The 13,014-nt window shown below is 61.2% G+C and carries 7 protein-coding genes and 1 pseudogene; 5 read left to right on the forward strand and 3 right to left on the reverse strand.

The window, feature by feature from the left end; translation table 11 throughout:
- A pseudogene (locus BLP82_RS31645) lies at positions 1–120 on the reverse strand (IS110 family transposase); the annotation flags it as partial.
- Between the two features lie 1,276 nt (positions 121–1,396).
- Here BLP82_RS31645 and BLP82_RS15365 point away from each other — a divergent pair.
- The 3 genes from BLP82_RS15365 to BLP82_RS15375 all read left to right on the forward strand — a co-directional run bounded on the left by BLP82_RS15365 (position 1,397) and on the right by BLP82_RS15375 (position 8,111).
- Positions 1,397–4,849 (forward strand): GMC oxidoreductase, encoded by a 3,453-nt coding sequence (locus BLP82_RS15365; protein WP_092169426.1) that lies wholly within the window; start codon positions 1,397–1,399, stop codon positions 4,847–4,849.
- A 121-nt stretch (positions 4,850–4,970) separates the two neighbouring features.
- Positions 4,971–6,839, forward strand: coding sequence for a c-type cytochrome (locus BLP82_RS15370; RefSeq protein ID WP_092169429.1), 1,869 nt, complete (start codon positions 4,971–4,973; stop codon positions 6,837–6,839).
- A gap of 27 nt (positions 6,840–6,866) precedes the next feature.
- Positions 6,867–8,111, forward strand: a complete 1,245-nt coding sequence (locus tag BLP82_RS15375; protein ID WP_092169434.1) for a metallophosphoesterase family protein — start codon at positions 6,867–6,869, stop codon at positions 8,109–8,111.
- A gap of 129 nt (positions 8,112–8,240) precedes the next feature.
- On the opposite strand, the gene gbcA is transcribed toward BLP82_RS15375, so the two are convergent.
- Positions 8,241–9,536, reverse strand: a complete 1,296-nt coding sequence (gbcA, locus tag BLP82_RS15380) for a glycine-betaine demethylase subunit GbcA (RefSeq protein ID WP_092169437.1) — start codon at positions 9,534–9,536, stop codon at positions 8,241–8,243.
- A gap of 281 nt (positions 9,537–9,817) precedes the next feature.
- On the opposite strand from gbcA, the gene gbcB reads away from it, so the two are divergent.
- Entirely contained in the window at positions 9,818–10,918 is a 1,101-nt protein-coding gene (gbcB, locus tag BLP82_RS15390; RefSeq protein ID WP_060743118.1) for a glycine-betaine demethylase subunit GbcB, read from the forward strand.
- 116 nt (positions 10,919–11,034) lie between these two features.
- Here the strand turns inward: gbcB and BLP82_RS15395 are convergent, their stop codons facing one another.
- The gene (locus BLP82_RS15395) at positions 11,035–12,075 is read right to left on the reverse strand and encodes a threonine aldolase family protein (RefSeq protein ID WP_092169442.1); all 1,041 of its coding nucleotides are present in this window, start codon (positions 12,073–12,075) and stop codon (positions 11,035–11,037) included.
- A 195-nt stretch (positions 12,076–12,270) separates the two neighbouring features.
- Here BLP82_RS15395 and BLP82_RS15400 point away from each other — a divergent pair, with 195 nt between their 5' ends.
- Complete coding sequence (locus tag BLP82_RS15400; protein WP_092169446.1) at positions 12,271–12,975, forward strand: TraX family protein; 705 nt, start codon at positions 12,271–12,273, stop codon at positions 12,973–12,975.
- Positions 12,976–13,014: the final 39 nt, after the last annotated feature.

A 13,014-nucleotide genomic window follows, 5' to 3' on the forward strand; every position in this document is an offset into this window, starting at 1 on the left:
CGCTGCCTTGGTGTTGGGGATCGCTTCCAGTCGATCTGTTTCTGCGTGATAAATCACCAACTCATCTTTGGCGACATCAACACCCACGATCGGCTTTGCGACAGAAACCGGCATTGCCATTGAAAATCCTCCGGGCTAAGGTTTGAACACTTGAAGGGTTCACCCAGAGGCGCAGGCTTGTTCCTATCGTCGGTCTAGGCCAGATGCATTCTTTATCGGCGCTTGGGTGAAAGGAGGAGGGGTGAAATCTCCCACGGTCTGTACTGCGGCTAACAGTCAGAATCGAGCTTTGTCCCTCCTCCTCCCTTCAAGTCCTACCATACAAGCGAGCTTGCTCGCGATAGCGGTAGATCAGTGGCATCGATGTTGACTGACGCACCGCCATCGCGAGCAAGCTCGCTCCCACAGGGGCATGTGTTTACCCACAATCCCTGTGCGCGCCTCTGTGGATAACCTGTTCGCCCCTCGCTGCACCCCATGCAAATCAGGCCCTGCCGGCCTGCGATCAAAAAGTAGCCAGGCTAACCCACGGTTTTTATTGGCTTTTTGTTGTGAATAACGACTCCTCTCAGGCGAACTTGCCCCCAATCTCTGTTGGCGCTTCTGTGGATAAGATGTTCGCTCAACGCTGCAAGCCATACGGGACGGGGTGTTCAGCGGATTGATCATAAAGTGATCGATTGGTGTTTTTTATCAGGAAAACTTCCGGAAAACCGCGATTTACAAGCCGTCCAAGGGGTTTTCCACAGAATCGTCAAAATTACCCCCAAACACTGTTGGCGCTTCTGTGGATAAGGTGTTTGCTCACCGCCACAGCCCATGCTTATCGGGGCTTATAGAGATTTGGTCAAAAAACAACCGATAGGCCAGTAAAACCGTCATGGTCCATAAGTCACGGTTTTTATTCACTTTGCCATGGAGAAAATGCGTGGCCTACGCACACTTGTCCCCATTTGCTGTGGGTGGCCATGTGGATAACTTGTTCGCCAAACGCTGCAGGCCACGGCCGGCATAGCGCAAAACGCGATAGATCAAATTTCATACAGTTCTAAGGCCCAACCTTGACGCAGGTCTGTCGGCTGTCTTCACTTCCATGGCACAAGGACATCGCACTTTATCCACATCAGGTTCAGGGAGAACACATGATGGATAGCAAGCACCCCCGCTCGCACCCGCTCCCCCTGCCGACCTGCGTCCCGGCACCGCCTGCTTCGCTGCACAAACGCATCCACCGTCGCGCCGCCAATCAGCGTGCACGTCTATAGCGTCCGGTTTTCCCCCCTGTAGCACCGCTGACTGCCGCTGGCCCCTGCACGGGACAGTGGCCAGGCGTTCGTGCGCCTGTCGATTTGCAGGCAACCGCAGAGTTGCCCCTTCTGCCTGAGAGGACTTGAACATGACACGGATCTCAACCCCCATCAGTGATATCCAGGAGCACTACGACGTCATCGTCATCGGTTCCGGCTACGGTGGCGGCATTGCTGCCTCGCGCCTGTCCCGGGCCGGACGCAAGGTGTGCCTGCTGGAGCGTGGCCGGGAGATCCAGCCCGGCGAATACCCCAACACCCTGCTCGCGGCCACCGAGGAATTGCAGGTCCATGACCCGGACGGACACATCGGCTCGCGTACCGGGCTGTTCGATCTGCATGTCAACGCCCAGCAGAACGTGGTGGTCGGTTGCGGCCTGGGTGGCACGTCGCTGATCAATGCCAACGTTGCGCTGGAGCCTGAGCCTGGCGTGTTCGACGACCCGCGCTGGCCCCTGGCGGTCCGGGAGCACCGCGACACGCTGCTCAAGGACGGCTACGCCCGGGCCCGGGAGATGCTCAAGCCCAACCCTTACCCGGCTTCGGAACCGAACCTGCCCAAGCTCGACGCCCACAAGAAGTCGGCCGATTACCTCAAGCAAGGCGCGCATTTCTACAAGCCGCCGATCAACGTGACCTTCGACAAGCTGCCCAACAACCTCAACCACGTCGGCGTCGAACAGTTGCCCTGCAATGGCTGTGGCGATTGCGTGTCGGGCTGTAACAACAAGGCCAAGAACACCACGTTGATGAATTACCTGCCGGATGCCTGGAACCACGGTGCGGAGATTTTCTGCCAGGCCGAGGTGCGGCACCTGGAGCGCGACGGCGACGGCTGGATCGTGCACTTCCAATACCTGGACAGCGGCCGCGAGCTGTTCTCGGCACCCACGTTATTCGTGCGGGCCGATATCGTGGTGGTGTCCGCCGGCACCCTGGGCTCCACCGAAATCATGTTGCGCTCGCGGGACAAGGGCCTGGCCATGTCCAGCCAACTGGGCGAGCACATGAGCGGCAATGGCGACATCCTCGGGTTCGGCCACAACTGCGATCAGGTCATCAATGGCATCGGTTTCGGCGCCCATCCGGCCAAGGAGCTGGAGCCGGTGGGGCCGTGCATCACCTCAGTCATCGACATGCGCACCGAAGGCGACTGGCGCAGCCGCATGGTCATCGAGGAAGGTTCGATTCCCGGCGCCCTCGGCCGGGCCATGGTACCGAGCATGGCGGCGTTTGCCGAAATGATCGGCGTGGCCACCGACACCGGTTTCGGTGCCAGCCTCAAGTACAAGGGCCGGGAGGCCGAGAGCTTCCTGCGTGGGCCGTATTACGGCGCGCTGCACAACATGCAGACCTACTTGATCATGAGCCATGACAACGCCAAGGGCCGCATGCTGCTCGACAACAAGGACCAGTTGCGCATCGACTGGCCCGGCGTCGGCGAACAGGAGAACGTCACCCTCGGCAACGAGCGGCTGCACCAGAGCACCAAGGCCCTGGGCGGGATCTGGGTCGAGAACCCGATCTGGACCAAGCTGCTCAAGCACAGCATCGTCTCGGTCCATCCCCTGGGCGGTTGCGTGATGGGCGAGGACGCCACCCAAGGGGTGGTCAACCACAAGGGCCAGGTGTTCAGTGGCGCCAGCGGCACCGATGTCTACCCGGGCCTGTACGTGACCGACGGTGCGGTGATCCCCACGTCCCTGGCGGTCAATCCGCTGCTGACCATCTCGGCGGTAAGTGAGCGCAACATGGGGCTGCTGGCGGCCGACCGTGGCTGGATCATCGACTACACGCTGCCCTCGGCCCCGCGCAAAGCGGTGGCGCCGCCGACACTCGGCGTGCAGTTCACCGAAACCATGAAGGGCTACTTCTCCACGGCCTTCACTCAGGCCCAGGGCACCGATCTGAGCCTGTACGAAGCGGCGGCCAAGCGCGGCAAGGCCGACAACTCGCCCATCGAATTCACCCTGACCATCACCGCCGCCGACCTCAACCGTTTGATCAAGGAGCCGGAACACGCCGCAACCCTGGTGGGCACCCTCGATGCACCGCTGCTCTCACCGCAACCGCTGGTGGCCAGCAATGGGGTGTTCAACCTGTTCGAGCAGTACCAGGAACAGGTCGGCGTACGGCACATGAACTACGACATGAAGCTGACCGCCGAGGACGGCAGCGACTATTACTTCAGCGCCTTCAAGACCGTGCCCGAGGACAACGGTGTGCTGAATATCTGGCACGACACCAGCACGCTCTATGTCACGCTCTATCGCGGGCCGGACAAGACCGGCGCAGTGATTGGCTGCGGCGTGATGCACATCCTGCCGGCCGACTTCGCCAAGCAGATGACCACCATGAAAGTGCTCAACGCGCGCAACGAGCGTGAGCGCGTGGAGGCATTGGCGCGATTCGGCAAGTTCTTTGCCGGTATCCTGTGGGAGAGCTACGGCGGTGTCTTCGCCGGCGACGTCTATTTCAACCCGGACGCGCCGCCCCGGTTGAAACGGCCGTTGGATGCGCCGGCGCCGGCCGTGCATTTCTTCCAGACCGAAGACAATGTCGAGCTGCGCCTGACCCGCTATCAGGCCGGCACCAAAGGTCCGGTGATGTTGGTCCATGGCTTGGGCGTGGGCTCGAACATCTTCTCCACCGACACCATCCATACCAACTTGCTGGAGTACCTGTGCAAGCACGAGTACGACGTCTGGCTCCTGGACTTGCGGGTGAGCATCCTGCTGCCGGCCAGCAAGCATGAATGGAACGGCGACCAAGTGGCCCAGTACGATTTCAAGGCGGCCATCGAGCAGATCCAGCAAGCGACCCTGGCCCGTGACGTGCAATGCGTGGTGCATTGCTACGGCGCGACGACGTTCTTCATGTCGATGCTGGCGGGGCTGCAGGGCGTGCGCTCGGTGGTTTGCTCGCAGATCGCCGCCGACACGGTGGTCGCCACCGCCACCGGTCTGAAGGCCGGTCTACACCTGCCGGGGATGCTCGATGCCATCGGCATCAAGTCCCTCACGGCCTACGCCGACACCAAGGAAAGCTGGTTCAACAAACTCTACGACAAGGCCCTCAATGGCTATGCCCGGATCGAGGCCCAGGGCTATTGCACCAACCCGGTCTGCCATCGCATCACGTTCATGTATGCGTCGCTGTACCGCCACGACACCCTCAACGAAACCCTGCACGACAACCTGCATGAGTTGTTCGGCGAGTCGAACATCCAGACCTTCGAGCACCTGGCGCTGATCGTGCGCAAGGGGCACCTGGTGGACTTCAAGGGCAACGACGTCTACATGCCGCATTTCGATCGGTTGAAGTTGCCGATCTGCTTCATCAGCGGCGCCGACAACCAGTGCTACCTGCCGCAAAGCACCCTCAAGACCTACGAGCGACTGTGCGAGATGCATGGCCCTCAGTTGTTCAGTCGCCACGAAGTGCCAGGGTACGGTCACATCGACTGCATGTTCGGCAAGGATGCGGTGGTGGATGTGTATCCGCTCATTCTTGGGCACTTGGAGAAGACCGCCCTCGGCTAGCTGATCGTTCCCACGCTCCGCGTGGGAATGCCGCCATGGACGCTCTGCGTCCGCTGTTGTGACGCAGAGCGTCACGGGATGCATGCCCACGCAGAGCGTGGGAACGATCTGGGGAAATGCCATGAACGCTTACATCCGCTGGTTCCAACGCATCATTTGGGTCGGGATTGTCATGAACATGTTCTTCGCGATTCCGGCGTTGTTCGCGCCGGCGTTGCTGACGTCCATGATCGGCCTGCCACCTGTATTGTCCGATCCCTGGCTGGAGAACGCCGGCATGTTGCTGGTGGGGATCAGCCTGTTCTACATGCCCTCGGGGTTCAACGCGCCGCGTTTCGTGGTGCATTCGTGGTTGTGCGTGCTGTCGCGGCTGGTGGCGGTGGTGTTCTGGATCTACCTGATCAACACCAATGACCAGGGCCAATTGTTTGTGCCGATGTTGATGGGCGACCTGAGCATGTTCCTGATCCTGGGCGTGCTGCTGTACCTGGGCAGTCCGGTGGCCAATCGTCCGCTGGCCCTACTGTGCGCCGGTTGGCGGGAATGGCGCGCCGGCTGGGCGCTGCGCTGGCAGAGCCACGGGTTCAAGGTCGGCATGTTGGTGGTGGTCGTGTTGCTGGGTTTCATTGGTTACCAGACCTGGTACCAAATGATCCGGGAGGTGCCGCAGCCGGACTTCGCCTCCGACGAAGACCATTACAAATACGCCGCCATCGGCCTGGGCATCGAGGCGCGGATTCCCTACTACCTGTTCGCCGTGCTGCCGCAAATGTGCCCGGAAAAACTGCCCAAGCCCGGCGGCTACGAAGTGTTCGGGTTTCTCTATGAAAACGGCAAAGACCTGCCCATCGGCATGGCCAAGCGGCAACTCGGTTACCCCACGGTCGAGCCCAATTGCGCCCTGTGCCACACCGGCTCCTACCGGGCCAATGCCACTGACGTGGCAGTGCCGGTCGCCGCCGCGCCGGCCAATACCCTGCAACTGCAAGCTTTCCAGTGGTTCGCCTACGATTGCGCCAGCGACCCGAAATTCACCCCCGAGGCGGTGATGGCGGCGATCAATGGCAAGTTCCAGTTGGGTTTTTTCGAAAAACTGTACAACCGTTACTTGATCATCCCGATGGCCAAGAGTGCGCTGCTCAAGCAGAAGCAGGCCTATGCCTGGCAGAAGCTGCGTCCGGCCCAGGGGCCTGGGCGGACCGATACCTTCAACCCGACCAAAATGGTGGTGTTCGGCTTCCCGGATGACTCCACCATCGGCACCGTGGATCTGCCACAGGTCTGGAACCAGAAACCCCGGGAGTCCATGTACCTGCATTGGGACGGCAATAACAACCAGATCCACGAGCGCAACTACGCAGCGGCCATGGCCGTGGGCGCGACGCCGGAATCGGTGCTGCCGCCGAGTTTCAACCGGGTGACCAACTGGCTGCTGGGGCACAAGGCACCGGCCTGGCCGTTCGCCCTGGACTCGGCGAAAGTCGCCCAGGGCCAACCGATCTGGGAGAAAAACTGCGCGGGCTGCCATGATTTCGGCCGCAGCGACACCGGCCAGGTCACCACCCACATCGACCAGTTGGGCACTGATCCCCATCGCCTGAATTCCTTCACCACGGGCCTGGTGACGGCGTTCCACGGCTTCAAGACACCGCCGTTCGACTTCAACGCCTACCGCAAGACCCAGAGCTACAGCAACACCCCCACCGACGGCATTTGGCTGCGGGCGCCGTACCTGCACAACGGCTCGGTGCCGACCCTGTGGGATTTGCTGCAACCACCGGAACAGCGTCCGCAGGTGTTCTACACCGGCTCCGACATTTATGACCAGGAGAAGGTCGGCTTCGTCACCCGCGGCGCGCAGATGAAAGCATCGGCGGATTTCAAATACGACACCCGCCTGGAAGGCAACCACAACGGCGGCCACCTGTATGGCACGCAGCTGTCGGACGTCGACAAACGGGCCCTGATCGAATTCATGAAGACCCTGTAGCCCAGGGCATTGCGAAGGAGCGTTCACATGTCATTACTGCACCATTGGGAACATGAGTTCGACAAGGTCAAAGTCCGCCTGCACGGGTTGGTCACGCGGCTGGAGATGTCCTGGAAGAAACTCGTCAACGACCTGGAGCCCGAGGAGTTTCAGGCCATCGTCAAACTGTTGCAGCGCGGGCACGACCAGGCGCGGCACGTCATCGAGCATGGCGACCTCCCGGATGACGAGCCGGCCGTACCCTGGGAGCTGGCCCACGGCCTGTCGATCCTGAAGATCGGCAATCCTACGCCGTTGCCGCAAAGCGAAGACGAACTGCCGACCCGGGTGCTCAAGGACGGCACCTTGCTCGGCTGCCGCAAATGGGAGCTGCTGGACCTGCTGTGGAGCGAGGCGTTGCTCAAATGGATCGAGAACTTGCGGCATCATGCGCCGTTCGCCACCAACCCGGCGCTGGTGAAAATGGACAGCGATGTGGTGCTGGCCATCGCAGGCGACTGGGGCACCGGGCCGTTCGACAGCCACGCGCCGGCGGTGGCCGTGGCCAATCAGATGCAACTGGCCCAGGCTGACTTCACCATCCATCTGGGTGATGTGTATTACGCCGGCACCCATTCCCAGGAAGACGTCGATATGGTCGGCTGGCCCCAGGGCAAGCACGGCTCGTTCACCCTCAACTCCAATCACGAGATGTACAGCGGTGCCCACGGTTACTTCAAGGAGCTGGCCAAGCGTTTTCCGGTGCAGCAAGGCACCAGCTATTTTGCCTTGTACAACGACGACTGGCTGGTGGTTGGCCTGGACAGTGCCTACGCCTCGGACGCGATGAACCTGTACATGGACGGCACCCTCAACACCCAGCAGATCGAGTGGATGAAAACCCTGCCCAAGCGCAAGAAGGTGATGGTGCTCAGTCATCATCAGGGCTTCGATATTTCCGGGCACAACAAGACCGCCCTCTACCAACCGGTGTGCGATGCCCTGGGGCGTGAGCCGGACTACTGGTATTGGGGCCATTTGCATAACGGCATCTGCTACGCCACCCAGGGCGGGCTGCATGCGCGTTGCGCCGGGCACGGGGCGATTCCCTATGGCACCACCAGCGAGCTGAACGGGCATGCCCGGGTGCTGTGGTCGGAGACTCAGTTGGCGGGGGATGAGGCGTATCCGGAGCGGGTGCTGAATGGGTACGTGAAGGTGCGGCTGGTGGGAGAGAACATCGAAGAGACGTTTTATGGGGAGGATGGCAGTGTGCGGTGGTCTTCTCACTGACGATCGTTCCCACGCTCTGCGTGGGAATGCCTCAACGGACGCTCCGCGTTCGGCTTTCGGGACGCAGAGCGTCCCGGGCTGCATTCCCACGCGGAGCGTGGGAACGATCTCCAACCGAAGCGTCTGGTTTTAGCCCTGGACCGGAACGCCCTTGAGGTACGGCGCCGGTTCAGCCCCGAGGTTGTTGAGCATGCGCTCGCTGTACCAGTCCACGAAGTTCACCACGCCGAACTCGTAGGTCTTGGAGTACGGCCCAGGCTGGTAGGCGGTGGAGTTGATGCCGCGCTGGTTTTCTTCGGCCAGGCGACGGTCCTGGTCGTTGGTGGCGTCCCAGACTTCACGCATGCGCGCCACGTCGTAGTCCACGCCTTCGACCGCGTCCTTGTGCACCAGCCACTTGGTGGTGACCATGGTTTCCTGGGCGCTGATCGGCCACACGGTGAACACGATGATGTGGTCGCCCATGCAGTGGTTCCACGAGTGCGGCAGGTGCAGGATGCGCATCGAGCCCAGGTCCGGGTTCTTGATGCGGCCCATCAGCTTGGCGCAGCCTTGCTTGCCGTCCATGGTCATCGACACGGTGCCCTTGAGCAGCGGCATGCGCACGATGCGGTTGCGCAGGCCGAAACTGGCGTGGGCGTAAGGGATCTTCTCGGCTTCCCAGGCGGCGGCGGAGGCGGCCACGTGGTCCTTGAAGGCCTGATCGGCGCGTGGGTCGGTAACGTCGTCCCATTCCAGCAGGGTCTTGAGCAGTTCCGGGTGCGAACCGCCGCAGTGGTAGCACTCGCGGTTGTTTTCCAGCACCAGCTTCCAGTTGGCCTTTTCCATCAAGGTGGTTTGCACCGCCACCTTGGTGTTTTCCATGTCGTACGGTTCCATGTAATGGTTCAGCGTCGACAGGAAATCATCGATGGCCGGCGGATTCTCGGCCAGGCTGATGAAGATATAGCCGCCCGCGGTCTTCACGTTCACAGGCTTGAGGCCGTACTGCTTCATGTCGAAGTCGGCGCCCATCTCGGTGCCGGCGAACAGCAGGCGACCGTCCAGCTCGTAGGTCCACTGGTGGTAGTGGCAGACCAGTTTGGCGACCTTGCCCTTTTCACTGGTGCACAACCGCGAGCCACGGTGACGGCAGACGTTATGGAACGCATGCACCACGCCGTCGGCGCCGCGAATCACGATGATGGGGTTCTTGCCGACTTGCAGGGTCAGGTAGTTGCCCTTGGTCGGGATCTCGCAGGTCATGCCGGCGATCAACCATTCCTTCTGGAAGATTTCCTGCATATCGATATCGAACAGGCGCTCATCGCTGTAGAACGGTTGTGGCAGCGAGAAGGTGCGCTCGCGCTCTTGCAGCATTTGCGCGGTGGCCTTGCGTGCGGGTTCCAGCGGATCGCCCAGGCTCAGGGTAGTGGTGACGTCCATCGTTTTATCCTCAAGGCCCTCTACGTGGCCGCGAAAGTGGCTGATCGGTTGTGCTACGCAAGGTAAAAAATATTGTTTGTCTGTTGGGGCGAGTGTGGGGCCGCGCAGGGGCCGAACCTTATCCATGGGCGACATGGCCCAATCTGTTCCCGACGCGCAAGCCCCGGTAGTTAAGGGCTGGTCGCGATAAGTATGTGAATGTCGCAGATAGGTAAATGGTCACCCAGACGCCTGCGCACAATCGCCATCATGAAGGCCGACAGTCGGCCGTGGAGATCAGCATGTCCAATAACTTCCTGAACCCGGTCACTACCCAGACCTGGGCCAATGGCCGACATATCGTACGTTGCGTCAAAGTCATCCAGGAAACCTGGGATGTGCGCACCTTCTGCTTCATGGCCGATCAGCCGATCATGTTCTTTTTCAAGCCGGGGCAATTCGTCACCCTGGAGCTGGAAATCGAAGGCCAGCCGATCATGCGCTCCTACACCATCTCCAGTTCGCCGTCGGTGCCCTATAGCTTCTCGGTCACTATCAAGCGCGTGCCGGGGGGCAAGGTGTCCAACTGGTTGCACGATACTTTGCATGAAGGCCAGGAGCTGGCGGTGCACGGGCCGGTGGGGTTGTTCAACGCCATCGATTTCCCGAGCCCGAAAGTCCTGTACTTGAGCGGTGGCGTGGGGATCACGCCGTGCATGTCCATGGCCCGCTGGTTCTACGACACCAACGCCAATGTCGACATGACCTTCATCCACAGCGCCCGGTCGCCCAAGGACATCATCTACCACCGCGAGCTGGAACACATGGCGTCGCGGATCGACAACTTCAGCCTGCACCTGATCTGTGAAAAGCATGGCCTGGGCGAGCCTTGGGCCGGGTATCGCGGTTACCTGAACCACAAGATGCTGGAATTGATGGTGCCCGACTTCCTCGAGCGCGAAGTGTTCTGTTGCGGCCCGACCCCGTACATGACCGCGGTCAAGCGCCTGCTGGAAGCGGCTGGCTACGACATGAAGCGTTACCACGAGGAATCCTTCGGTGCCACGCCGCCGGAAGCCCGCGCCGACGCCGTGGAACAGGCCGAACAGGCGGCCGACGCGCCGGAAGTCGATGCGGCGGACCTGCACCTGGTGGAATTCACCTCCTCTGGCAAGAGCATCCGCGTGGGCCCGGGCGAAACCGTGCATGCCGCCGCCGCCAAGCTTGGCATGATGATCCCCAAGGCCTGCGGCATGGGCATCTGCGGCACCTGCAAAGTGTTGAAGCTGGGCGGGGAGGTGGAGATGGATCACAACGGCGGGATCACCGAGGACGACGAGGCCGAGGGCTACATCCTGTCGTGCTGCAGCGTGCCGAAGGGGGATGTGCGGATCGAGTTCTGATCCGTTCTCTCTGGCGGGTGATAAGCTCCTGTGGCGAGGGGATAAATCCCCTCGCCACAGGTTAATCATGTCCCCGGCCCAACAGTGGTCGGGCCCGGTCTTGAATGAGTCTTTACTTAGCCGGCCATCACTTCCCGAATATCCGTCGCCAATTCCCGCACCCGTGCCTCCTCGGTATCCCACGAGCACATGAACCGTGCGCCGCCCTTGCCGATGAAGGTGTAGAAGCGCCAGCCCTTGGCGCTCAGTGCGGCGATGGCCGGTTCCGACAGTTGCAGGAACACGCCGTTGGCCTGGACCGGGAACATCAGTTCCACGCCGGGAATGTCGCTGACCAGCTCTGCCAGCAATTGGGCGCAGTGGTTGGCGTGGCGGGCGTGTTTGAGCCAGGCGTCGTTTTGCAGCAGGCCTACCCAAGGTGCGGAAAGGAAGCGCATTTTCGACGCCAGTTGCCCGGCCTGTTTGCAGCGGTAGTCGAAGTCCACGGCCAGGTCATGGTTGAAGAACAGGATCGCTTCCCCCACCGCCATGCCGTTTTTGGTGCCGCCAAAGCACAACACGTCCACGCCGACCTTCCAGGTCAGGTCCGCCGGCGAGCAGCCGAGGAAGGCGCAGGCGTTGGAAAAGCGCGCGCCGTCCATGTGCAGGTTCAGCCCCAGTTCCTTGCAGGTGACGCTGATGGCGCGGATTTCATCCGGCGTGTAGACGCTGCCGACTTCCGTGGCTTGGGTCAGGGTGACGACCCGAGGCTTGGGGTAGTGGATGTCCTGGCGCTTGAGGGCGATCTCGCGGATCGCCTCGGGGGTCAGCTTGCCGTTTTCGGTACGTGCCAGCAGCAGCTTGGAGCCGTTGGAGAAGAACTCCGGTGCGCCGCATTCGTCGGTTTCGACGTGGGCGGTTTCCGAGCAGATCACGCTGTGATAACTCTGGCACAGCGAGGACAGGGCCAGGGAGTTGGCCGCCGTGCCGTTGAACGCGAAGAACACTTCGCAGTCGGTTTCGAACAAGGCCCGGAAATCGTCCGCCGCGCGGTGGGTCCACTCATCGTCGCCGTAGGCACGTTGGTGACCCTGGTTGGCTTCTTCCATGGCGGCCCAGGCTTCGGGGCAAATGCCGGAATAGTTGTCGCTGGCAAACTGTTGACTCTTGTCGGTCATGGCCTTGCTCCTGAATAGAGAGTCCTGGGTAAAAGAGATCCCTGGCGGAATTCCCGGGTAAGGGGTTCCATTGTTCGGCGTGCTTGGGTCCGCAGCGCCGTGGTCGATGTTGGTGCGCACTTTACCCAAGATTAGCGGGGGAACACACCGGATGTTTCTGTCGGAAAGTATCAATCTCGTCGCGCGGCTTTATTCATGAGCCGGCGTGATGGGGCTCTGGACCTGCTCAAGTGGTTGGCTCTTTTGTCGATGGTCCTCGATCATCTGCGATATGTCGGTTTTTCCGTCGATTGGCTCTATGTGCCGGGACGCCTGGCATTCCCGTGGTTCTGCCTGGCGATGGCGGCGAATCTGGCACGCAGGGGTGCCAGCGCCGCTCCATGGCGGTACCTGGGCTGGCTGCTGTTATTCAGTGCCGTCAGCGAAATCCCCTACCGCTTGTTCATTCCTGATCCCGGCACCCTGAATGTGATGCCAACCCTGGTGCTGGGATTGTTGGTGGCGCGCTGCTGGCAAACGCCCACCTTGGAGGCGCGATGCCTGGCGGTGATGGCGTTGCTGTTGGCGGCGCTGTTTTCGTCGCAGCTGATGTTCGGTTTCTTCGGTGTGCTGCTGCCGCTGGCGATGTTGCTGGTATTCAAGCGTCCCTTGTACATGGCGCTGTTGCCGGGGCTGGTCTGCGTGGCGGCCAACCAATGGCGAGTGTTGTATGGCGCGGCGTGGTTGGGAAATGGGGTGGCGTTGTGGGGGCTGGTGGCTTGCCTGGTCGCGCCATGGCTTGGGCAGGTGCTTTTGCGACGCGCCGGTCGTTTTCATCCACCGGCGATGCGGCGCTGGGCCTATGGCCTTTATCCAGCGCATTTCCTGCTGTTGCTCGCGGTTCGCCACCTATCGGCCTGAACAGAACCCTGTGGCGAGGGGACCTATCTGTGGCGAGGG

Origin of the sequence: Pseudomonas sp. NFACC37-1 (assembly GCF_900101575.1) — a bacterium.
Taxonomy (GTDB): domain Bacteria; phylum Pseudomonadota; class Gammaproteobacteria; order Pseudomonadales; family Pseudomonadaceae; genus Aquipseudomonas; species Aquipseudomonas fluorescens_AA.